The 23,217-nt window shown below is 51.6% G+C and carries 19 protein-coding genes and 1 tRNA gene; 13 read left to right on the top strand and 7 right to left on the bottom strand.

Translation table 11 applies throughout. From position 1 onward, the window contains the following. Positions 1–514 precede the first annotated feature (514 nt). Positions 515–1,753 (top strand): alanine transaminase, encoded by a 1,239-nt coding sequence (gene alaC / locus ACFK9X_RS16720; protein ID WP_000763118.1) that lies wholly within the window; start codon positions 515–517, stop codon positions 1,751–1,753. 49 nt (positions 1,754–1,802) lie between these two features. Here alaC and ypdK read toward each other — a convergent pair whose 3' ends face one another. Continuing rightward, entirely contained in the window at positions 1,803–1,874 is a 72-nt protein-coding gene (ypdK, locus tag ACFK9X_RS16715) for a membrane protein YpdK (RefSeq protein WP_010723117.1), read from the bottom strand. Between the two features lie 402 nt (positions 1,875–2,276). Next, on the bottom strand, positions 2,277–3,197 hold the full coding sequence (lpxP, locus tag ACFK9X_RS16710) for a kdo(2)-lipid IV(A) palmitoleoyltransferase (RefSeq protein ID WP_000484428.1): 921 nt from the start codon (positions 3,195–3,197) through the stop codon (positions 2,277–2,279). 521 nt (positions 3,198–3,718) lie between these two features. Here lpxP and ACFK9X_RS16705 point away from each other — a divergent pair. Then, positions 3,719–3,961, top strand: a complete 243-nt coding sequence (locus ACFK9X_RS16705) for a YfdY family protein (protein ID WP_000639889.1) — start codon at positions 3,719–3,721, stop codon at positions 3,959–3,961. Between the two features lie 274 nt (positions 3,962–4,235). Here the strand turns inward: ACFK9X_RS16705 and pgtP are convergent, their stop codons facing one another. Next, on the bottom strand, positions 4,236–5,627 hold the full coding sequence (gene pgtP / locus ACFK9X_RS16700) for a phosphoglycerate transporter PgtP (protein ID WP_000955739.1): 1,392 nt from the start codon (positions 5,625–5,627) through the stop codon (positions 4,236–4,238). Positions 5,628–6,062: 435 nt separating this feature from the next. Here pgtP and pgtC point away from each other — a divergent pair, with 435 nt between their 5' ends. The 4 genes from pgtC to pgtE all read left to right on the top strand — a co-directional run bounded on the left by pgtC (position 6,063) and on the right by pgtE (position 11,702). Further along, positions 6,063–7,256: a phosphoglycerate transport regulator PgtC gene (gene pgtC, locus ACFK9X_RS16695; RefSeq protein ID WP_151117961.1), complete on the top strand. Its 1,194-nt coding sequence runs from the start codon at positions 6,063–6,065 to the stop codon at positions 7,254–7,256. Next, positions 7,253–9,259 carry a two-component system sensor histidine kinase PgtB gene (pgtB, locus tag ACFK9X_RS16690; RefSeq protein WP_000678496.1) on the top strand — a complete coding sequence of 669 codons (2,007 nt, stop codon included), beginning with the start codon at positions 7,253–7,255 and terminating at the stop codon, positions 9,257–9,259. The genes pgtC and pgtB overlap by 4 nt, the downstream gene beginning before the upstream one ends. Then, complete coding sequence (gene pgtA / locus ACFK9X_RS16685; RefSeq protein ID WP_000930842.1) at positions 9,249–10,496, top strand: two-component system response regulator PgtA; 1,248 nt, start codon at positions 9,249–9,251, stop codon at positions 10,494–10,496. The genes pgtB and pgtA overlap by 11 nt, the downstream gene beginning before the upstream one ends. A gap of 267 nt (positions 10,497–10,763) precedes the next feature. After that, the gene (pgtE, locus tag ACFK9X_RS16680) at positions 10,764–11,702 is read left to right on the top strand and encodes an omptin family outer membrane protease PgtE (RefSeq protein WP_000716014.1); all 939 of its coding nucleotides are present in this window, start codon (positions 10,764–10,766) and stop codon (positions 11,700–11,702) included. Between the two features lie 156 nt (positions 11,703–11,858). Here the strand turns inward: pgtE and ACFK9X_RS16675 are convergent. Then, positions 11,859–11,933 (bottom strand) — tRNA-Arg (locus tag ACFK9X_RS16675). Positions 11,934–12,020: 87 nt separating this feature from the next. Continuing rightward, the gene (locus ACFK9X_RS16670) at positions 12,021–12,950 is read right to left on the bottom strand and encodes a formate/nitrite transporter family protein (protein WP_151117088.1); all 930 of its coding nucleotides are present in this window, start codon (positions 12,948–12,950) and stop codon (positions 12,021–12,023) included. Positions 12,951–13,238: 288 nt separating this feature from the next. Here ACFK9X_RS16670 and mlaA point away from each other — a divergent pair, with 288 nt between their 5' ends. Further along, the gene (gene mlaA, locus ACFK9X_RS16665; protein ID WP_000776787.1) at positions 13,239–13,994 is read left to right on the top strand and encodes a phospholipid-binding lipoprotein MlaA; all 756 of its coding nucleotides are present in this window, start codon (positions 13,239–13,241) and stop codon (positions 13,992–13,994) included. A 60-nt stretch (positions 13,995–14,054) separates the two neighbouring features. On the opposite strand, the gene fadL is transcribed toward mlaA, so the two are convergent. Then, positions 14,055–15,362 carry a long-chain fatty acid transporter FadL gene (gene fadL / locus ACFK9X_RS16660; protein ID WP_001518618.1) on the bottom strand — a complete coding sequence of 436 codons (1,308 nt, stop codon included), beginning with the start codon at positions 15,360–15,362 and terminating at the stop codon, positions 14,055–14,057. A gap of 370 nt (positions 15,363–15,732) precedes the next feature. Here fadL and ACFK9X_RS16655 point away from each other — a divergent pair, with 370 nt between their 5' ends. The 4 genes from ACFK9X_RS16655 to sixA all read left to right on the top strand — a co-directional run bounded on the left by ACFK9X_RS16655 (position 15,733) and on the right by sixA (position 20,346). Further along, on the top strand, positions 15,733–16,017 hold the full coding sequence (locus ACFK9X_RS16655; RefSeq protein WP_000030904.1) for a YfcZ/YiiS family protein: 285 nt from the start codon (positions 15,733–15,735) through the stop codon (positions 16,015–16,017). 177 nt (positions 16,018–16,194) lie between these two features. Next, complete coding sequence (gene fadI / locus ACFK9X_RS16650) at positions 16,195–17,505, top strand: acetyl-CoA C-acyltransferase FadI (protein WP_001248122.1); 1,311 nt, start codon at positions 16,195–16,197, stop codon at positions 17,503–17,505. Continuing rightward, the gene (gene fadJ, locus ACFK9X_RS16645) at positions 17,505–19,652 is read left to right on the top strand and encodes a fatty acid oxidation complex subunit alpha FadJ (RefSeq protein ID WP_000214135.1); all 2,148 of its coding nucleotides are present in this window, start codon (positions 17,505–17,507) and stop codon (positions 19,650–19,652) included. The genes fadI and fadJ overlap by 1 nt, the downstream gene beginning before the upstream one ends. Positions 19,653–19,860: 208 nt before the next feature. Further along, the gene (gene sixA / locus ACFK9X_RS16640) at positions 19,861–20,346 is read left to right on the top strand and encodes a phosphohistidine phosphatase SixA (RefSeq protein ID WP_001195800.1); all 486 of its coding nucleotides are present in this window, start codon (positions 19,861–19,863) and stop codon (positions 20,344–20,346) included. A 99-nt stretch (positions 20,347–20,445) separates the two neighbouring features. Here the strand turns inward: sixA and smrB are convergent, their stop codons facing one another. Continuing rightward, positions 20,446–20,997, bottom strand: coding sequence for an endonuclease SmrB (smrB, locus tag ACFK9X_RS16635; protein WP_000730794.1), 552 nt, complete (start codon positions 20,995–20,997; stop codon positions 20,446–20,448). Between the two features lie 165 nt (positions 20,998–21,162). On the opposite strand from smrB, the gene prmB reads away from it, so the two are divergent. Together prmB and aroC are read left to right on the top strand one after the other, a co-directional pair. Then, a complete protein-coding gene (prmB, locus tag ACFK9X_RS16630; RefSeq protein ID WP_001619154.1) occupies positions 21,163–22,095 on the top strand; it encodes a 50S ribosomal protein L3 N(5)-glutamine methyltransferase in 933 nt (310 codons plus the stop codon). A 35-nt stretch (positions 22,096–22,130) separates the two neighbouring features. After that, positions 22,131–23,216, top strand: coding sequence for a chorismate synthase (aroC, locus tag ACFK9X_RS16625; RefSeq protein WP_151117086.1), 1,086 nt, complete (start codon positions 22,131–22,133; stop codon positions 23,214–23,216). Position 23,217 lies beyond the last annotated feature (1 nt).

Raw genomic sequence — 23,217 nt, 5'->3', positions numbered from 1 at the left:
ACCAGCGCGTTGAGTCATCATGTCATGGCGGTTAGTCAGGCGAAAACAGGGATTTATTTTACTATACGTATCCGGTTCGCTGCCTTATTTACGGTTTCATCGCGGCATCTTGCTGGAAAGGATCCTCATTTTCGGGGAAATGTCCCTGAAAAATACCGCAATATGACATGATCGAATACCATTATCATTAGTAAGGATTTTGGTTAAAGAGGAAAAACCACAAAATCAAAAGGGGATTATTTGAGATAAGGTTTATTGACAGGAAATTATCGTCGGCTGCACCACATTAGGTAAATTCAATGATATCAAGTTGTTAATAATATGATTTGTTTGATGCTATAACTGACATGCTTAAAAGGTAAATTTTTACGCTTGTTCCTCTTTTTTCGTCGCTAAAAAATATTTTCATTAGCCTCTCGACAGGAAGAAAATTTTCAGGCTATTTTCTAAAGGAGCCACCATCGTGGCAGCGTCGCTCGGACGGTCCGGGCGCTAACGTTAATCTGAGGATATTATGGCTGACTTCCGCCCTGAACGTCGCTTTACGCGTATCGATCGCCTTCCGCCCTATGTTTTTAACATCACCGCTGAACTCAAAATGGCTGCGCGTCGGCGCGGTGAAGATATTATTGATTTCAGTATGGGTAATCCTGATGGCGCAACCCCTCCCCACATTGTCGAAAAACTTTGCACCGTCGCGCAGCGTCCGGATACGCACGGTTATTCCACGTCTCGCGGCATACCGCGTTTACGCCGCGCGATTTCTCACTGGTATCAGGAACGTTATGATGTCGATATCGATCCGGAAACCGAAGCGATTGTGACCATCGGTTCCAAAGAGGGACTGGCGCATTTAATGCTGGCGACGCTGGATCATGGCGATACGGTACTGGTGCCGAACCCCAGTTACCCGATTCATATCTATGGCGCCGTTATCGCCGGGGCGCAGGTGCGTTCGGTTCCATTGGTCGAGGGGGTGGATTTCTTCAACGAGCTGGAGCGCGCTATTCGCGAAAGTTATCCGAAACCGAAAATGATGATTTTGGGTTTTCCATCTAACCCTACGGCCCAGTGCGTCGAACTGGAATTTTTTGAAAAAGTGGTCGCTCTGGCTAAACGTTATGATGTGCTGGTGGTGCACGATCTGGCGTATGCCGATATCGTGTACGACGGCTGGAAAGCGCCATCCATTATGCAGGTGCCCGGCGCGCGCGACGTGGCGGTTGAATTTTTCACACTGTCGAAAAGCTATAATATGGCGGGCTGGCGTATTGGGTTTATGGTGGGCAATAAAACCCTGGTCAGCGCGCTGGCGCGCATTAAAAGTTATCACGATTATGGCACCTTTACCCCGCTTCAGGTGGCGGCTATCGCCGCTCTGGAAGGCGATCAGCAGTGCGTGCGCGATATCGCCGAGCAGTATAAACGTCGTCGCGATGTGCTGGTGAAGGGGCTGCATGAGGCGGGCTGGATGGTTGAAATGCCGAAAGCCTCAATGTACGTCTGGGCGAAAATCCCGGAGCAATATGCGGCGATGGGATCGCTTGAGTTTGCCAAGAAGCTGCTGAATGAGGCGAAGGTTTGCGTTTCTCCAGGGATAGGCTTTGGTGATTATGGCGACACCCATGTACGCTTTGCATTAATAGAGAATCGCGACCGCATTCGCCAGGCCGTCAGAGGGATTAAAGCGATGTTCCGCGCCGATGGCGTGCTGCCGTCACATCCAAAACCCGTTGAAGCGAGCACGGAGTAGAAAAGCAAACAGGAGCCTCATGGCTCCTGTTTTTCTTTGCATTGTACTTTTAAATCATCAGGGCGAAAGTACCGGCCCAAACGATGACCATAAATGAAATGCCCATAAAGAAATATTTCACGTTTCATCTCTCCGCGTACCTGTCGTACGCCTAAATGAACTTACACTTACCTGATTATAGAGAGTTGATGCCGGACAATACGAAATTGAGAATTATTCGTGTTTCGACCGCCTGCATCACCTCAGAATTCTGCGCGTCATCGCTCCAGACGGCGCTAATGTACGCCTAAAAATGAGGTGAAACAAGAGGCATTTTCTTATTTACTTTTAGTAACTTACAAGTGTCGGGAATCGGCGACAGTTTAATTTCTGACAGTGATGAATCGCTATTGAGCGACGCCGCCGACACAGTAAAAAATCGCCTGTAAACAGGAGACTTATCGCTAAAAGCAGGAATGAGTAATTTACGATATGAATATTATGACAATGCGAAATGCCAAAATAAAAGGCCTTGCGGCCTTTTTCAGATGTAGAGTGACGCTTCCCCCAACGGGCGAGTCTTGAAACGGCGATGGATCCAGAGATATTGCTCCGGGGCGCGCATGATCTCTTTCTCAATAATTTTATTCATATAGGCAGCGGCTTGATTTTCATCTGCCGGGTAACCTTCCATTTCAGGGGTAATATACAGACGATAACCCGAGTTATCGGATTTCCTTACCATTGTAACGGTCAACATGGCGGCGCCAGACAGCCTGGACAGTACATAGGTGCCGTTGGTGGTGGCGACGTTTTCAACCGCGAAAAATGGCGCAAAGGAGCTGCCTTTAGGGCCGTAGTCCTGGTCGGGAGCAAACCAAACGGCTTCCCCTTTTTTTAGCGCGCCCACAATGCCGCGCAGATTGTTTCTGCCGATCATCGCTTTATTTGAGCGCATACGACCGCGCGTCTGCACCCACTCCATGAGCGGATTGTTATGCGGACGATAGGTCGCCATCATCGGCTGGCAGAGACCCATTACCCGGCCTCCCAATTCCAGCGACATAAAATGCACGCCAACGACCATTACGCCGCGATTTTGCGCCTGCGCACGGGTAAGGTTGTCCAGCCCGTCCACATCAAACCATTTGCGAACCCGGTTATCAGGCCAGAACCAGGCCATGCCCGTTTCAAGCAGCGCCATGCCAAGAGAGTGGAAATTCTCGGCGATCAGTTTTTCCCTTTCTTCCCGGGAGAGGGTCGGAAAACAGAGTTCAATATTTTTCTGGGCGATTGACTCACGTCGCTTCAGGAAGGGGCGCGCCAGTTTACCGGTGCGGGTGCCCAGAAAACGCAAAACCGGGTAGGGAAGCTGCACCAGTAACCAGAGGACGCCAACGCCAAACCACGTCAGCCAGTAGCGCGGGTGCAAAAACGCGCGTGAAAATTTGCTTTGAGGAAACATAAAATACCTTCTGTAGATACGAAAATAATGTATCGCAGAAGAGTCATTATCCGCAGCGGTACACTCTGAAATACGCATCATCCTTCAAGTTGCGTTCGCTTATCCGAAGCACTTACTTGAGTAAGCTCATCAGGGTAACTTGAATGATTTACGTATAGTTAGGCCATCATGTACGACAATGGTTCCCGTAAGGAGTGTAAAACTAAGTCAGTACTAAACCACGAGGGCATGAACGCCAGGCAGGCTAATGTACCACCAGTTATTTACTCGCGCCCAGAAATTCTTTATCAAGAAGCGTAAATATTTCTCCCGTAGCAAAAATAAGCTAATCATTATTTTTAATGCATTGTTTTTACAGTGATAATTTTATTTCAGACGAAGGTCATTGAAAAATGATTAAAAAAATAAAATGTGGGATAAATGTTATGGAAATGACGGGCTGATAAGGTTTATCTTAAAGGAGAAGTGAGAGGGACCGTAAGGCTATATGGAAGCCTTGCCATAGACAGGAGGTATTATAGATGATCTATTTATGGACATTTCTTGCAATAAGTATACTTGCCGTGAGTGGCTATATCGGTCAGGTGATGGGGGCTTTTTCTGCGGTTTCTTCTTTTACGGGAATGGTTATCCTTGCCGCGCTGATTTATTTACTCAATGTATGGTTGCAGGATGGCGATGACATCGTTAGCGGATTATTGCTTTTTCTCGCACCGGCATGTGGGTTAATTATTCGCTTTATGGTGGGATACGGTAAGCGTTAGTCAGTACATACCCTTCATACTTCAAGTTGCTGATGTGTTGGCTACGGATTACTCGGCCCATCGATGGGCCTCGCCCTGACGGCCGTCGCACGCGACGTTCAAATCTGTTCCCGGCAGATTTGTCGTTCACCCCAGTCACATCGTTATCTATGCTCCTGGGGACTCACTCCCTTGCCGCTTTTAAGCAACTCGAATTATTTTGGGTATACACGATGTCAGCGAATAGATAGCGCCGACAATGTCGGCGCTTCTGTTCCCCGGGAAGGCTAATCGTTTATTGCGCGTCCGCAAGCTGCAGTGAGTCCTGATTATGTAACGCATTCTGGCGCTGGCGTTCCAGTTCCAGCGCGCCGCGATGGGAGAGGTAACAGAATAGAATGCAGCACACGATGCCGCCCATCAGAAGATAAAATCCGCCGTACCAGCCAAGTTTATCCACCATTACACCAAACAGGCTGGTGCCCAACGAGGCGCCGAAAATATAGCTCATGAACCCACGTAAACCGACGGCGGAACCTACGGCAAAGCTGGGGACTATCTCCATTGTCTGTACGGACGCGAGGAACTGCGGGACGTAAATCAGACAACCTACAATGGCGGCGAAAATCGTTACCATCAGCAAAGATTCACTTTTCCAGTATCCGATCAGACAGACAAAAATCAGCGCCATGCAAATCATGGCTAACGGCATTCTGCGGCCCTTAAACAGTTTATCTGACAGCCAGCCTGCCAGTAGCGTGGAGGGAATCGCCGCCCACTCGAAAAAGAGAAACGCGACGCTCATCTGTTCTTTTGAAAAGTGTTTTACTGTCAACAGATAGATAGGCAACCAGCTAATCATGCCAAACCGCACCATATAGACGAAGACATCCACCAGCGAAATATACCAGGCATTTTTATTGCGCAGCACATAAGTACAGAAGATTTGCCATGCGCTCATATTTTCCGGCGCTTTTGCCGTATTCTTCGTTTTCAGTACGACTTTTTCTTCCGGCATCATCTGTTCCAGTGAGGGAAGACCTTCTTCGCGTGGCGAACCTTTTCCCAAGACCAGAACAATTAAGGCAAAAATGACGGCGACGCAGGCCGGAACGATATAACTGGCGCTTTGCCAGTGTTCGTTGCCCAATATCGCAAAAGCCGCACCGACGATAGGCGCGACGATCCCGCCGCCAACGTTATGCGAGATATTCCAGAAGGCGCCTACGCGTCCGCGTTCCCGACGAGGGAACCAGTTTGCAATAGTAATAAACGAGGGGCCGACGCCCATGCCCTGAAAAAGGCCATTGAAGACCACCAGAGCGGCAAATATCCAGAATGCGCTACTGAATCCCAGCCCAACGTTAACAATCGCGCAGAGTACCAGACCGCACGCCATGAAGACTTTTGGGCTGGCTTTATCCGCCAGACTGCTCATTACGCCTTTACTGATTCCGTAAGCAATAAGCATACAGCTACTCAGCAGGCCGATTTGCGTAGCGCTGAGATCCAATTGCTCTTTTAAATAAGGCGTCGATAATGTGAAATTGTTTCTGACTATATAGTAAGCGAGATATCCCAGAAATACGCTTAACAATGCCTGTATACGATATCGACCATATGTGGCCTGGACTTTTTCCGGTGGGACTTTATGCGCCGATTGCCCTGTTTTTAATATTGTTAACATGGAGTCACCTGTATTTTATAGTGAGATGAACATCAGGAGGTTTTGTCGGTAGAGTGAAAGGAGTGACAATAAAATTCAAGTCGAAGAAATGTGTCAAAATTGACTCAATTGGGTGAATTTAAAGGTTATTTTTGACCCATCCTGAAGGGTGTGGTGAAACTTTAATTATTGGCATGGCCGTTTTATCGTTAGCATGTGCGGATATTAACAAATTTGCTGCCAGTGATCTGATACGCTTTATTGATGTTTTCGGGCGACGGACCCGTTATTATTCAAATAACGTTGTTCTGGATGCCAACAGAAATAAAAGGGTAAGTTTTGTCTCAATATTTTCTTTATGTGATATCGATATTTATGAACGGGATCACAAATCGACTTTTCTCATGCTGTAGTCGTTTCGCCAGAGTGGGCGCTTTTACGCTATGGCTGGCGGCAATGTTCGGTTCTTGCCAGGCGTACAGCCGCGAGCTGGTGATGGCAACGACCTTTTCACCCAGCGCGACCGCCTGGATTATCCAGCGCTGGCAGACGGAGCCGGGTTCCGTCATGATTCGTACGCTCAACCGTACCAGCGGTTCTTTAGAGCAATTACTTGATACGGCGAATGCGGAAAATGTCGATCTGATCCTGACGTCATCCCCCATGCTGTTGCAACACCTTCAGGAGCACCAAAAGCTGGCGCTATTGGATAGCGCGCCTGCCGCCAGCCAGAAGCTGGTGCCGCGTTCTATCCGCTCAACTTCAGTGGCGGTAGCGGTATCCGGATTTGGGCTATTGATCAATCGTTCAGCGCTCGCTGCGCGCCATCTTCCGCCGCCTGCCGACTGGCAGGATATGGGCCTGCCCAGTTACCAGGGCGCTCTATTAATGAGCAGTCCGTCACGCTCAGACACCAATCATTTGATGGTGGCGTCGCTGTTGCAGCAAAAAGGCTGGACGGCAGGGTGGGCGACGCTGCTGGCAATCTCGGGTAATCTGGTCACGATTTCCTCTCGCAGTTTCGGCGTAGCGGATAAAATCAAAAGCGGGCTTGGCGTTGCCGGGCCGGTCATTGATAACTATGCTAATTTGCTACTTAACGATCCTAATCTTGCTTTTACCTATTTCCCGTATTCTGCGGTGTCGCCCACTTACGTCGCGGTGTTGAAAAACAGCCGTCATGCAGACGAAGCGCGTGCTTTTATTCATTACTTATTAAGTCCGAAAGGGCAAAGGATACTGGCTGACGCGAATACCGGTAAGTATCCCGTCGCACCGCTTAGCGCCGATAATCCTCGCGCCGCGCAACAACAGCGTTTGATGGCCCAGCCGCCGTTGAACTATCGTCTGATCCTGAAGCGTCAGCAACTGGTACAACGCATGTTTGATACCGCGATCAGTTTTCGTCTCGCGCAGCTTAAAGATGCATGGCGAGCGTTGCACAGCGCAGAAACGCGGCTTAAACGCCCCTTACCTGAAATCAGAGCTTTATTGACCAGCGTCCCGGTGGATGCGGCAAGCAGTGAGGATGAAACCTGGCTGGCGCAGTTTGATAATAAAAGCTTTGCCGAACAAAAAATGATGGAGTGGCAGATCTGGTTTCTGAACAATCAGCGGCTGGCGATTCACAAACTGGAAGAGCTGAAATGAAGGGGAGATTATTGCAACGGCTTCGTCAGCTCAGTATCAGCAACAGTTTACGGGGCGCATTTTTAACGGGCGCATTACTGACGCTGATTGTCAGTATGGTCAGCCTTTATTCCTGGCATGAGCAAAGTTCGCAGGTTCGCTATTCGCTTGATGAATATTTTCCTCGCATCCACTCCGCTTTTTTAATTGAGGGGAACCTGAATCTGGCCGTGGATCAACTCAATGAATTTTTGCTGGCGCCGAACACGACGGTACGTTTGCAGTTACGTACGCAGATTATTCAGCATCTGGATAAGATTGAGCGTCTCAGTCAGGGGCTTCAGCTTGCTGAGCGCCGGCAACTGGCCGTCATTTTACAGGATAGCCGGACCTTGCTGGCGGAGCTGGACAACGCCCTCTACAACATGTTTTTGGTGCGGGAGAAAGTCAGTGAGCTTTCCGCTCGCATCGACTGGCTCCATGATGATTTCACCACGGAGCTAAATTCGCTGGTACAGGATTTTACCTGGCAGCAAGGGACGCTACTCGATCAAATTGAGGCGAATCAGGGCGATGCAGCACAGTATTTGCAACGTTCGCGCGAGGTGCAGAACGAGCAGCAGCAGGTATATACCCTGGCGCGAATTGAAAATCAGATTGTTGATGACCTGCGCGACAGATTGAATGAGCTCAAGTCCGGCAATAATGACGGGATGCTGGTGGAGACCCATATTCGCTATCTGGAAAACCTAAAAAAAACGGCGGATGAGAATATTCGTGCGCTGGATGACTGGCCCAGTACGATCACGCTGCGGCAAACCATCGACGAACTATTGGAAATCGGGATGGTAAAAAATAAGATGCCCGATACCATGCGCGATTATGTTGCGGCGCAAAAAGCCTTACTGGACGCCAGCCGCGCCAGAGAGGCTACGCTAGGGCGCTTTCGCACGCTGCTTGAGGCGCAGTTAGGTAGTAGTCACCAGCAAATGCAGACGTTCAATCAACGCCTGGAACAGATTGTTCGCGTTAGCGGCGGGCTTATTTTAGTGGCAACGCTCCTGGCGTTGCTGCTGGCCTGGGGACTCAACCACTATTTTATCCGTTCCCGGCTGGTAAAGCGTTTTACCGCGCTTAATCAGGCTGTGGTACAGATAGGGCTGGGAAGAACCGACTCGACTATCCCGGTTTACGGGCGCGATGAGCTAGGGCGGATAGCCCGTTTGCTACGTCATACGCTGGGCCAGCTCAATATGCAACGCAGGCAGCTTGAACAAGAGGTCGCCGAGCGCAAAGAGATAGAAGCCGACCTGCGCGCCATGCAGGATGAGTTGATTCAGACGGCGAAACTGGCGGTAGTCGGCCAGACCATGACCACGCTGGCGCATGAAATTAACCAGCCGCTGAATGCGCTTTCAATGTATTTATTTACGGCGGGACGCGCGATTGAACAAGGTCAGAGCGGACAGGCGAGAAATACGCTCACCAAAGCGGAAGGGCTCATTAACCGGATTGACGCCATCATCCGTTCGCTGCGGCAGTTTACCCGCCGGGCGGAGCTGGAAACGCCATTGTATCCCGTTGATCTGCGCCAAACCTTCGTGGCGGCATGGGAGTTATTGGCCATGCGCCACCAATCCCGGCAGGGAGCGCTTTCACTGCCAACCGACACCGTATGGGTTAGCGGCGATGAAGTGCGTATTCAGCAGGTTCTGGTGAATGTGCTGGCGAATGCGCTTGACGCCTGTTCGCATGATGCGGTGATCGCGGTGACGTGGCAGACGCAGGGAGAGGCGCTGGAGGTTTATATTGCAGATAACGGCCCTGGCTGGCCTGTGGCGCTGTTGCCCTCTTTACTCAAGCCGTTTACCACCAGTAAAGCTGTCGGGTTGGGTATTGGGCTGTCGATTAGCGTGTCGCTGATGGCGCAAATGAAGGGCGACCTGCGTCTGGCGTCGACGCTGACGCGTAACGCTTGCGTGGTGCTGCAATTCTCGGTAACGGATGTCGATGATGTTGAATGATGAATGTTCTATTTTGCTGATTGATGATGACGTTGATGTACTTGACGCCTATACCCAAATGCTTGAGCAGGCAGGCTACCGCGTGCGTGGCTTTACCCATCCTTTCGAGGCCAAAGAGTGGGTAAAAGCGGATTGGGAGGGGATCGTTTTGAGCGATGTGTGTATGCCGGGGTGTTCCGGTATCGATCTTATGACGCTGTTTCATCAGGATGACGATCAACTGCCAATCTTATTGATTACCGGACATGGCGATGTACCGATGGCGGTTGATGCGGTGAAAAAGGGCGCCTGGGATTTTCTGCAAAAACCCGTCGATCCGGGCAAGCTGTTGATATTAATTGAAGACGCGCTACGCCAGCGCCGGTCGGTCATTGCACGGCGGCAATATTGCCAGCAGACGTTACAGGTTGAACTGATTGGGCGCAGCGAGTGGATGAATCAGTTTCGACAACGGTTACAACAACTGGCGGAAACGGACATTGCCGTATGGTTTTATGGTGAGCATGGCACTGGACGTATGACTGGCGCCCGTTATCTCCATCAACTGGGGCGTAACGCGAAAGGGCCGTTTGTACGCTATGAACTTACGCCGGAGAATGCCGGGCAGTTGGAGACATTCATCGACCAGGCGCAAGGAGGCACGCTGGTGTTGAGTCATCCCGAATATCTGACACGCGAACAGCAGCACCATCTGGCGCGTTTACAAAGCCTGGAGCATCGGCCTTTTCGTTTGGTGGGCGTTGGCAGCGCTTCGCTGGTGGAGCAGGCGGCAGCTAACCAGATTGCGGCCGAGCTTTACTACTGTTTCGCCATGACCCAAATCGCCTGCCAGTCTCTTTCTCAGCGACCGGATGATATCGAGCCGTTATTTCGCCATTATCTTCGAAAAGCCTGCCTGCGACTCAATCATCCAGTGCCGGAAATAGCGGGGGAATTACTGAAAGGAATAATGCGACGCGCCTGGCCAAGCAATGTGCGCGAACTGGCTAATGCGGCAGAGCTTTTTGCTGTTGGCGTGCTGCCGCTGGCGGAAACGGTCAACCCGCAGTTGCTTCTTCAGGAGCCGAGCCCGCTTGATCGGCGCGTTGAAGAGTATGAGCGACAAATTATTACCGAAGCATTAAATATTCATCAGGGACGAATTAATGAAGTGGCGGAGTATCTGCAAATTCCCCGTAAAAAACTTTATCTGCGCATGAAAAAATATGGTCTAAGTAAAGAGCATTATAAATTCTGATATTACAGTTACTTTCAATCTGGCTGACAACAACAGCAACGATGTCGTTAGCCAGATAACGTCACATCACCGTAATGGTAAATCATTCCATTATGATTATAGATTGCTTATTATTCACCTGAGCATCAAATTCTATTTCTTAACTTCAATATAAGGTAAAAATGCGTCAAGTTCTCTGGCGTAATAAATGTACTCTTGTCCGACGATTTGACAAGATGAAAACTTCATCACCCCTCCAGATTACATCTGAATATGAGGACAAGAGAAATGAAAAAACATGCTATTGCAGTAATGATGATCGCCGTATTTTCTGAGTCGGTTTATGCGGAGTCTACCTTATTTATTCCGGACGTCTCTCCTGATAGCGTCACGACATCCCTTTCCGTGGGTGTGTTAAATGGTAAATCCAGGGAGCTGGTTTATGATACCGACACCGGGCGGAAGCTGAGTCAACTGGACTGGAAAATAAAAAATGTCGCCACGTTGCAGGGGGATTTATCATGGGAACCCTATTCGTTCATGACGCTGGACGCCCGCGGCTGGACGTCTTTGGCGTCGGGATCGGGTCATATGGTTGACCATGACTGGATGAGCAGTGAGCAGCCAGGCTGGACCGATCGTTCAATTCATCCGGACACCAGCGTCAACTATGCTAATGAATACGATTTGAACGTGAAAGGTTGGTTATTGCAGGGCGATAACTACAAGGCGGGCGTAACAGCGGGCTATCAGGAAACCCGTTTTAGCTGGACGGCAAGAGGCGGGTCTTATATTTATGATAATGGTCGATATATTGGTAATTTTCCTCATGGCGTGCGCGGCATAGGTTATAGCCAGCGTTTCGAAATGCCCTATATCGGGCTGGCGGGTGATTATCGTATTAATGACTTTGAGTGTAATGTACTGTTTAAATACAGCGACTGGGTAAATGCGCATGATAATGACGAACACTACATGCGCAAACTTACCTTCCGCGAAAAAACGGAAAATTCACGATATTATGGCGCTTCTATTGACGCCGGATATTATATTACCAGTAATGCAAAAATCTTTGCTGAGTTCGCTTACAGTAAATATGAAGAAGGTAAGGGCGGTACGCAAATCATAGATAAAACCAGCGGTGATACGGCGTATTTTGGTGGCGATGCCGCAGGTATAGCTAATAATAACTATACGGTTACCGCGGGGTTGCAGTACCGCTTCTAGACCACATCGGGATGTCATCGGTCATAACCGGCCGATGACGACTTTTTGCTGAACGTATGGCATGTCCGGTGATATTGCATAGGGGCAATAAAAGCAACATGAAAGGGGAACCGCTCGAAAGGTTATGCAGCAAGAAGAGAATGTCCTGGGTATCAATGGTGTCCCCTGCAGGAATCGAACCTGCAACTAGCCCTTAGGAGGGGCTCGTTATATCCATTTAACTAAGGGGACAACGCGGCGCCAGTATAGCGTTTTTTATTCGCCGGAGTAAGTGTAGCGCCGCCTGACTGGTTAAACCGTCGCCACTCAGCGCTGTTTTTACGCTTTTTTCCGCTCCCGTTCCAGGCGCTCGCCGCGTAGCCTCGCTTCTTCCTTACGCTTATTGCTCATATCGTTGCGGATCTGCGCGTGGCTCATTAATGCGAAAATAAAGGTGCCGCCGCAGATATTTCCGGCAAGTGTGGGAAGGGCGAAGGGCCAGAGAAAGTCGCTCCAGGGCAGCGTGCCGTTGAAAACCAAATACAAAATTTCAACGGAACCGACGACAATATGGGTGGTATCGCCCAGCGCGATAAGCCAGGTCATCAAAATAATGACCACAATCTTTGCCCCGCCTGCTGCAGGAAACATCCATACCATTGTGGCGATGATCCAGCCAGAGATAATCGCGTTGGCAAACATCTCCGTTGGGCTATTTTTCATGACCTCCATACCAATTTTGACAAAGGCGTCGCGGGTCTCTTCATCAAATATAGGCATATATTCAAATGCCCACGCCGCAACCCCGGTGCCAATAAGGTTGCCCAATAAGACTACGCCCCATAAGCGCATCAGCAGGCCAACGTTACTCAGAGTGGGATTTTGCATTACCGGCAATACGGCAGTAACGGTATTTTCAGTAAATAATTGCTGGCGGGCCATGATGACAATGATAAAACCAAAGGTATAGCCGAGATTTTCCAGTAAAAAGCCGCCGGGAACGCCTTCAAGCTGCACGTGGAAAATCCCTTTCGCCAGGAGTGATGCCCCCATAGAAAGTCCTGCGGCAATGGCTGACCAGAGCAAAGCCATCGCATCGCGTTCCATCTCTTTTTCACCATCCTGGCGAATATGTTCATGAATCGCCATGGCGCGGGAAGGAAGACGATCTTCATCCACTTCAATCTCTTTACCGCTTTGTTTTTCTTCGCTTTCAACTTCCAGGTCACTGCTGTGCCGGTTAATTTTATCGTCGTTAAGGCTATCCATGATGATCTCTGCTGATTAACACATATTAATAAAGCGTAGCGGTTTTTCATTTACCCAGGCCGGGGCATTCTCCGAAAAAATAAAAATGATCACGCTCGTTTTTATCTGTTTCGTTAGAATAGGGCCGTCACGTTGTTGCGTTACCAGGCTATGCTCAGAGCAATGAGATCGCGCATATAGACATCGTTTGACGTGCTGTTAAAATCGCTCACACCTAAACAGGCGGATACGGTAGCGTTCCGTCATGGATGGCAATCAGCGATAGCCATAATTCACAGGGAGACATCTATGAAGCTTCGCCTGTCGGCGCTGGCGCTGGGAACCACACTGCTGGTCGGGTGTGCGAGTTCCGGTACAGAACAGCAGGGGCGTTCAGACCCATTTGAAGGGTTTAACCGCACCATGTACAACTTCAACTTTAATGTGCTGGACCCGTATGTTGTTCGGCCGGTCGCGGTCGCCTGGCGTGATTATGTTCCACAGCCTGCGCGTAACGGTTTAAGTAATTTCACCGGCAACCTCGAAGAACCGGCGATCATGGTGAACTATTTCCTGCAGGGCGATCCTTATCAGGGTATGGTGCATTTCACCCGTTTCTTCCTGAACACCTTATTAGGGATGGGCGGCTTTATTGACGTCGCGGGAATGGCGAATCCTAAGCTGCAGCGCGTTGAACCGCATCGCTTTGGCAGTACGCTGGGCCATTATGGCGTGGGGTATGGGCCTTATATGCAACTTCCGTTCTACGGCAGCTTCACGCTGCGTGAAGATGGCGGGGATATGGCGGATACCTTGTATCCGGTGCTCTCGTGGTTGACCTGGCCAATGTCCATAGGAAAATGGACTATCGAAGGGATAGAAACCCGCGCGCAGTTGCTGGACTCCGATGGTTTGCTGCGCCAGTCTTCCGATCCTTATATTATGGTGCGCGAGGCGTACTTCCAGCGTCATGACTTTATCGCCAATGGCGGAAAACTCAAGCCGCAGGAAAACCCGAACGCGCAGGCGATTCAGGACGAACTCAAAGAGATCGACTCGGAATAAACGGCAGTAAATAAAAAGGTGAGCGCAATGCTCACCTTTTTGATCCGTTTCAGAAAGAGATTAGAACGCGTAGTTAAAGTTAGTACCGAACAGCCAGGCTTTCCCTTCAGATTCAAACTGATAAGGGCCTTCATTAATTTTCACGCTCTGACCATGCATATAAGAGACGCCAACGTCGACAGAGGCATCTTTGTTAAAGGCGTAAGTCGTACCGGCGCTCAGCCAGAAACGGTCCTGGTCCGGAATAGAGATAGAACGGTTTTGCGCTGGTACCGGGCTGTCATCGAAGGCGATACCGGTACGGAACGTCCAGTTGTCATCGTAGTAATAGGTGGTACCCAACGCAATGCGATAAGCGTCTTTAAAGCCTTCATGCTTCTCAAAGAGCGTATCGCCGGCGGTCGATTTTGCCTTCAATTCCTGGAACTGGCTCCAGCTGGTATAGGCCAGGCTATAGTGGATGGCCCACTGTGGCGCCACACGGTTATAACCGGACACTTCCCACATTTCTGGCAGATTCAGCGTCAGGTAGCCTGACTGCGTCGCGCCGCCGGTTGCCGTTGGGATAGGCAGGTTAAATCGGTTTATAGCGATGGGAAGATCGCTACTGTAGTTGCCTTTAAAGTCAATTTTGACTTCCGAGCGGTAGGTCAGCGCGTAGCGGTTATTTTTATCCAGTTCATAAAGGATACCGGCATTCCAGCCAAAGCCCCACTGATTACCGTTCAGGTGGGCAATCTTGGTGTCGCTGGGAATCTGACCCGCGACCGGCGCCAGCGCCGGATTCTGTGCCGCGACCAACTGGCCTAAATCGCCCGCAAAACGTTCGATTTTTGCACGCGCGTATACCGCATCAAAGCCGAGGCCGAAGCTCCAGGCCTCATTTAAGCGATAAGCGCCGCTTAAATTCAGGTTCATGGTTTCAAGATCGGTCGTACCGCCAACCGAGCCGCCGGCGTATGTGTCGTTAAACTCTGTCGCCAGACCATAGTTAGAGGTAATAGAAGCCCCCCAGCCAAACTGGTCGTTAATCGGGGCGACAAAATGGACGTTCGGCACCCAGGCCGTCGGCGCGATGTTATCCGCATCTAACGTCCGACGAGATGGCGATGTCCCGCTAATATTAACATCAGGATCAATATAAACCGCGCCCGCTGAAAACGTCGGGCGGTCAAACATGGTAATTAACGCCGGGTTGCGGCTAACGTTACCCGCATCATCTGCGATTGCGCCTTCACCCGAATAGGCCCGGCCAAGGCCAGAGGAAGAAAATTCGTTTAACTGAAAGCCTGCAGACCAGGCCTGGGTGGAGATGATTGCCACTGCGACTGCGAGAGCAGACTTTGTAAACAGGGTTTTCTGGCTCATGACCATAACCTCATTGATTATTTTTATACAAACTATGTTACATGCTGTAACAGGAGCGCGAAGTGTAGGGTCTGCGGTACGACTTAGAAATCAGACCAGTGGCGAGGGTATAGGTCTGACCAGCTAGAATGTTGCAAGTATGTTTATAAGTTTTTTCAATTGTGATCTTAGAAACGAGATCTGGCTGGCAAAATCGGCGGGCTTAACGGTCACCCGATCGCGAGATTTTTGTTTTAGATCATTTTTAAGTGTGATTTCGGTCACTTAACGCGTTTCCCACCATTAACGACTGGAGAGGCGAATGCCGGGAGCGTAAAATATCCCCATCGTTTATCTGGCACCCTGGGTGCAAATACAGAGGAAATCTACAATGAGTAAATGCAGTGCTGATGAAACCCCGGTTTGCTGCTGTATGGACGTTGGAACCATCATGGACAACTCCGATTGCACCGCGTCATACAGCCGCGTATTCGCTACCCGCGCAGAGGCTGAAGAGACGCTGGCGGCGTTAACCGAAAAAGCGCGTAGCGTGGAGTCTGAACCTTGCCAAATTACGCCAACCTTTACCGAGGAATCCGAAGGCGTTCGTCTGGATATTGATTTTGTTTTCGCCTGCGAAGCAGAAACGCTGATCTTCCAGCTCGGCCTGCGTTAATCCGTTCATTCACGACGCCTCCGTCATCATCTGGCGGAGGCGTTTTCTTTTTTTGTCGCTTCCCTTCACTGTGCCTTAGCTCCCACTTTCTTTTCTCTCTGCTTGGCTAAATGTAAAAAATTGGTTAAGACTGTGATCAGGTCAGACCACTAATTTATTTTTTTACAGGGGAGTACTATGCGTCAGGCTTTACCGTTGGTCACCCGCCAGGGCGATCGCATTGCTATTGTCAGTGGGTTACGAACCCCCTTCGCTCGTCAGGCCACTGCATTTCATGGTATTCCCGCTGTTGATCTCGGCAAGATGGTGGTAGGCGAGCTGCTGGCGCGCAGTGAAATTCCAGCCGATGCCATTGAGCAACTGGTTTTTGGTCAGGTAGTACAAATGCCGGAAGCGCCCAACATTGCGCGCGAAATTGTGCTGGGTACGGGGATGAATGTTCATACCGATGCCTATAGCGTAAGCCGCGCCTGCGCCACCAGTTTTCAGGCGGTAGCGAATGTGGCGGAAAGCCTGATGGCCGGCACGATACGCGCGGGTATCGCTGGCGGCGCAGATTCGTCGTCGGTACTGCCAATAGGCGTGAGTAAAGCCCTGGCGCGGGTACTGGTTGATGTCAATAAAGCCCGGACGACCCGCCAACGGCTGACGCTTTTTTCTCGTCTGCGCTTACGCGACCTGCTGCCCGTTCCTCCCGCCGTTGCTGAGTATTCCACCGGTCTGCGCATGGGCGATACCGCCGAACAGATGGCGAAAACGTATGGTATTACGCGTGAACAGCAGGACGCTCTGGCGCATCGTTCACATCAGCGCGCCGCGCAGGCATGGGCGGAGGGCAAACTGGCGGAAGAAGTGATGACGACCTATGTGCCGCCGTATAAAAACCCCTTTGCAGAAGACAACAACATTCGCGGCGCCTCCACGCTGGCGGACTACGCTAAACTGCGTCCCGCTTTTGACAGAAAACATGGCTCCGTAACTGCCGCCAACAGTACACCGCTGACCGACGGCGCTGCCGCCGTTATTCTGATGACCGAATCCCGCGCTAAAGAGCTGGGGCTGCGCCCGCTTGGTTATCTGCGCAGCTACGCCTTTACCGCTATTGATGTCTGGCAGGACATGCTATTGGGGCCGGCCTGGTCAACGCCGCTGGCGCTGGAGCGGGCCGGGTTGACGATGGCCGATCTGACGCTTTTTGACATGCATGAAGCGTTTGCCGCTCAGACTCTGGCGAACTTACAACTGCTGGGCAGCGAACGATTTGCCTGTGAGGTGCTTGGTCGTGCGCAGGCGACAGGGGAGGTGGATGACGCTAAATTCAACGTGCTCGGCGGCTCAATCGCCTACGGGCATCCTTTTGCCGCAACGGGCGCGCGGATGATAACCCAAACGTTGCATGAATTACGGCGTCGGGGCGGAGGTTTTGGCCTGGTCACGGCCTGCGCGGCTGGCGGTCTTGGCGCGGCGATGGTTCTGGAGGCGGAATAATGACTACCACATCAGCTTTTATGCTTAACGTGCGTCTGGATAATGTCGCGGTTGTCGCTATTGATGTCCCTGGAGAAAAGGTGAACACCCTGAAAGCGGAGTTTGCCGCGCAGGTACGCGCCATCCTGAAGCAGATCCGGGAAAATAAAGCGTTGCAGGGCGTTGTTTTTATCTCAGCCAAAGCAGATAACTTTATTGCTGGCGCTGATATCAACATGATAGGTCACTGCCAAAACGCGCAGGAAGCGGAAACGCTGGCGCGTCAGGGGCAACAACTGATGGCGGAGATCCAGGCGTTGCCTGTTCCGGTTATCGCCGCCATTCACGGCGCCTGCCTGGGGGGCGGTCTTGAAATGGCGCTGGCCTGCCATCGGCGTATCTGTACCGACGACGTTAAAACCGTTCTCGGACTGCCGGAGGTACAGTTAGGGCTTTTACCGGGATCGGGCGGAACGCAGCGACTTCCACGGCTGGTGGGGGTCAGTACCGCGCTGGATATGATCCTGACAGGTAAACAGCTTCGCGCCAGACAGGCGCTTAAAGCCGGGCTGGTTGATGATGTGGTGCCGCAAACCATTTTACTGGAAGCGGCTGTCGAGCTGGCTAAAAAAGAACGTCTGGCGCAGCGGACATTACCGGTCCGGGAACGTATCCTGGCGGGGCCGTTGGGACGCGCGCTGTTATTTCGCCTGGTGCGTAAAAAGACGGCGCAAAAAACGCAGGGTAATTATCCGGCGACGGAGCGGATCATTGATGTGATTGAAACTGGACTGGCGCAGGGCAGCAGTAGCGGCTATGACGCGGAAGCGCGCGCTTTCGGTGAGCTGGCGATGACGCCTCAATCGCAGGCGCTGCGCGCTATTTTCTTTGCCAGTACCGAGGTGAAAAAAGATCCCGGTAGCGATGCGCCGCCCGGCCCGCTGAACAGCGTGGGCATCTTAGGCGGCGGGTTAATGGGCGGCGGTATCGCCTGGGTTACGGCCTGTAAAGGCGGCTTGCCAGTACGAATTAAGGATATAAATACTCAGGGGATCAATCATGCTCTGAAGTACAGCTGGGATCTGCTTGAAACAAAAGTACGCCGCCGCCATATCAAAGCCAGCGAACGCGATAAACAGTTGGCGTTGATATCAGGTTCGACCGATTACCGTGGTTTCAGTCATCGTGATCTGGTCATTGAAGCGGTGTTTGAAGATCTGCCGTTAAAACAACAGATGGTGGCGGAAGTGGAGCAAAATTGCGCTGCTCACACCATTTTTGCCTCCAATACTTCTTCCCTGCCGATTGGCGATATTGCGGCGAATGCGGCCAGACCGGAACAGGTGATTGGATTGCACTTTTTTAGCCCGGTCGAAAAAATGCCGCTGGTTGAGGTTATTCCTCATGCGTCTACTTCCGCGCAGACCATCGCCACGACCGTTAAGCTGGCGAAAAAACAGGGTAAAACCCCGATAGTCGTCAGTGATAAAGCCGGGTTTTATGTTAACCGAATTCTTGCGCCGTATATCAATGAGGCGATTCGGATGCTGACTGAAGGCGAACGCGTCGAACATATTGACGCCGCCCTGGTAAAATTTGGTTTTCCGGTGGGGCCAATCCAACTTTTGGATGAGGTAGGAATCGACACGGGCACTAAAATTATTCCTGTGCTTGAGGCGGCGTATGGAGAACGTTTTAGCGCGCCTGCAAATGTTGTCGCTTCAATTTTGAATGACGATCGCAAAGGTAGAAAAAATGGTCGCGGTTTCTATCTTTATGGCGAAAAAGGGCGTAAAAGCAAAAAACAGGTTGACCCTGCTATTTATAAGCTTATTGGCGTGCAAGGGCAGAGTCGACTGTCTGCGCAGCAGGTGGCAGAGCGCTGTGTCATGTTAATGCTTAACGAAGCGGCGCGCTGTTTCGACGAAAAAGTGATTCGCAGCGCGCGCGATGGCGATATTGGCGCCGTGTTTGGTATCGGTTTTCCGCCGTTTCTCGGTGGCCCGTTCCGCTATATGGATGCTCTCGGGCCGGGTGAAATGGTGGCGACATTACAGCGCCTGGCCGCACTTTACGGTCCTCGTTACGCGCCTTGTGAACAATTAGTGCGCATGGCGGAGCGCAGGGAGCATTTCTGGACGAATGGGGAAACTGACCAGGGAAATTGAGGTCAAAGAGAATATGAATCCGCACTGAATGCCTCCTTAGTGGCGAAATAATAATCAAGGATTGACTATACTTACGCCATTGAGGTAAAAAACAGCGTTTCATTCAGTGAATGGATAAGGCACAATGCCGGCCACCGCATTTTTGCCGCAGCCAATAGGGGCATGTGGTAAGCGTGTTGGTGAAACTGGTTAACAAAAGCGGTGCAATATGCAAGTTTTTATCATGCGTCACGGCGACGCAGCCCTCGATGCCGCCAGTGATTCGGTTCGTCCCTTGACCCCTTGTGGGTGTGACGAGTCTCGCCTGATGGCGAACTGGCTGAAAGGTCAAAAAGTGGATATCGAACGTGTTCTGGTGAGTCCGTTTCTTCGGGCCGAACAGACGTTAGATGTGGTCGGCGATTGTATGAATCTGCCGGCTCAGGTGGATGTCCTGCCGGAGCTAACGCCCTGTGGCGATGTCGGTCTGGTCAGCGCCTACCTCCAGGCGCTGGCCAATGAAGAGATCGGATCGGTGCTGGTGATTTCTCACTTACCTCTGGTCGGATACCTGGTATCTGAGCTTTGTCCGGGCGAAACGCCGCCGATGTTCACGACGTCCGCAATTGCCAACGTTACGCTTGATGAAAGCGGCAAGGGGACATTCAACTGGCAAATGAGTCCCTGCAATCTGAAAATGGCGAAAGCGATTTAATCTTTGCTGCCTGATGGCGCTTCGCTTATCAGGCCTACGACAGCGTTGGCTGTTCGTAGGCTGGATCAGGCGCTTGCGCCGCCATCCGGCAATTCCGCATCAGGGTAATTCGGGCGGTTGCCACTCTTCCACTTCAATCAACACCAGCAGCGCGGCGTCGCCGCCGTACTCTTTCGGCGCCTGATGAAAGGCCATCACATGCGGATGCTGCGCCAGCCATAACGGCGTTTGCTGTTTCAGAATATGTTTACCGTGTCCATGCATGACGCAGGCGCAAAAAATATGTTCCCGACGGCAGGCGGCAATCAGCGCCCCCAGTTCCTGCTTGGCCTGAAGCTGCGTTAAGCCGTGTAAATCCAGAAACAGTTCTGGCGAATAGTCGCCGCGGCGCATTTTTTTTAGCTCGAAATGGCTGACATCTTCACGGACATACTTTACCGGCCCTTCCGTATTGAGCAGCGGCTGGAACTCATCGGAAAAATAGTGGCTGGCGTCCGCCTGTTCCTGAATTAACCTTCGGGTAGGGACTTCCGTGATTTTCTTGCGCAGCGGCCGATGGACGATAGTATCCTGTTTAATCTTTCGGGTGCCGACCATCAGCTGACGGAACAGCGCCTGGTCCTCCTCGCTGAGCGATGTTTTCTTTTTCATTCGTGGGTCTCGTCTGATCTTTTGCCTTAGTTTACCCGACCCGGAGGATATCCGAACGGTCAAAACGGATTTTTCGTATTCTCCCGCCGCGTCAATGCTGATTTATCCCTGTCTTCGTGGCAAACTAGCCGCCGAATTTAATGCGAGCATGCCCTGGAGGAATACGTGGATAAAATTTTTGTCGATGAAGCAGTAAGTGAACTGCATACCATTCAGGACATGTTGCGCTGGGCGGTAAGCCGCTTTAGCGCGGCGAATATCTGGTATGGACACGGTACCGATAACCCGTGGGATGAAGCGGTACAACTGGTGTTGCCGTCTCTTTATCTGCCGCTGGATATTCCGGAGGATATGCGGACCGCGCGGCTGACGTCCAGCGAAAAACACCGCATTGTCGAGCGAGTGATTCGTCGCATTAACGAGCGTATCCCGGTCGCCTACCTGACCAATAAAGCCTGGTTCTGCGGCCACGAATTTTATGTCGATGAGCGCGTGCTGGTGCCGCGTTCGCCGATTGGCGAGCTGATTAATAACCGCTTTGCCGGCCTTATTAGCCAACAGCCGAAATATATTCTGGATATGTGTACCGGTAGCGGCTGCATCGCCATCGCCTGTGCTTATGCTTTCCCGGACGCAGAGGTTGATGCGGTCGATATTTCGCCGGATGCGCTGGCTGTCGCCGAGCATAACATTGAAGAACACGGTCTTATCCATCACGTGACGCCAATCCGTTCCGATCTGTTCCGCGATCTGCCGAAAGTTCAGTACGATCTGATAGTCACTAACCCGCCCTATGTCGATGCGGAGGATATGTCCGATCTGCCGAACGAATATCGCCACGAACCTGAGCTGGGGCTGGCGTCCGGCACTGACGGCCTCAAATTGACCCGTCGTATCCTGGGAAATGCGCCGGATTATCTGTCCGATGATGGCGTTCTGATTTGTGAAGTCGGAAACAGCATGGTACATCTGATGGAGCAGTATCCGGATGTGCCGTTCACCTGGCTGGAGTTTGACAACGGCGGCGATGGCGTTTTTATGTTGACCAAAGCGCAGTTGCTCGCGGCCCGTGAACATTTCAACATTTATAAAGATTAAAACACGCAAACGACAACAACGATAACGGAGCCGTGATGGCAGGAAACACAATTGGACAACTCTTTCGCGTAACCACTTTCGGCGAATCACACGGGCTGGCGCTTGGGTGTATCGTCGATGGCGTGCCGCCCGGCATCCCGTTGACGGAGGCCGATCTGCAACACGATCTCGACAGACGCCGCCCCGGCACCTCGCGCTATACTACCCAGCGCCGCGAACCGGATCAGGTAAAAATTTTCTCCGGCGTGTTTGATGGCGTGACGACCGGCACCAGCATTGGCCTGCTGATTGAAAACACCGATCAGCGCTCGCAGGACTACAGCGCGATTAAAGATGTTTTTCGTCCGGGACACGCGGATTACACCTATGAGCAGAAATACGGCCTGCGCGATTACCGTGGCGGTGGACGTTCTTCCGCGCGTGAAACCGCGATGCGCGTAGCGGCAGGGGCGATTGCCAAGAAATACCTGGCGGAAAAGTTCGGCATCGAAATCCGCGGCTGCCTGACCCAGATGGGCGATATTCCGCTGGAGATTAAAGACTGGCGTCAGGTTGAGCTTAATCCGTTCTTTTGCCCCGATGCAGACAAACTTGACGCGCTGGACGAACTGATGCGCGCGCTGAAAAAAGAGGGTGACTCCATCGGCGCGAAAGTGACGGTGATGGCGAGCGGCGTGCCGGCAGGGCTTGGCGAACCGGTATTTGACCGACTGGATGCGGACATCGCCCATGCGCTGATGAGCATTAATGCGGTGAAAGGCGTGGAGATCGGCGAAGGATTTAACGTGGTGGCGCTGCGCGGCAGCCAGAATCGCGATGAAATCACGGCGCAGGGTTTTCAGAGCAACCACGCTGGCGGCATCCTCGGTGGCATCAGTAGCGGGCAACACATTGTGGCGCATATGGCGCTGAAACCTACCTCCAGCATTACCGTGCCGGGACGTACGATCAACCGGATGGGTGAAGAAGTCGAAATGATCACCAAAGGGCGCCACGATCCGTGTGTGGGGATTCGCGCAGTGCCGATCGCAGAAGCCATGCTGGCGATCGTGCTGATGGATCACCTGCTGCGCCATCGGGCACAGAATGCGGATGTAAAGACAGAGATTCCACGCTGGTAAG

It is taken from the genome of Salmonella sp. WC3, assembly GCF_042932255.1.
Lineage (GTDB): Bacteria > Pseudomonadota > Gammaproteobacteria > Enterobacterales > Enterobacteriaceae > Salmonella > Salmonella enterica.
This window is presented reverse-complemented; position numbering and strand designations above follow the sequence as displayed.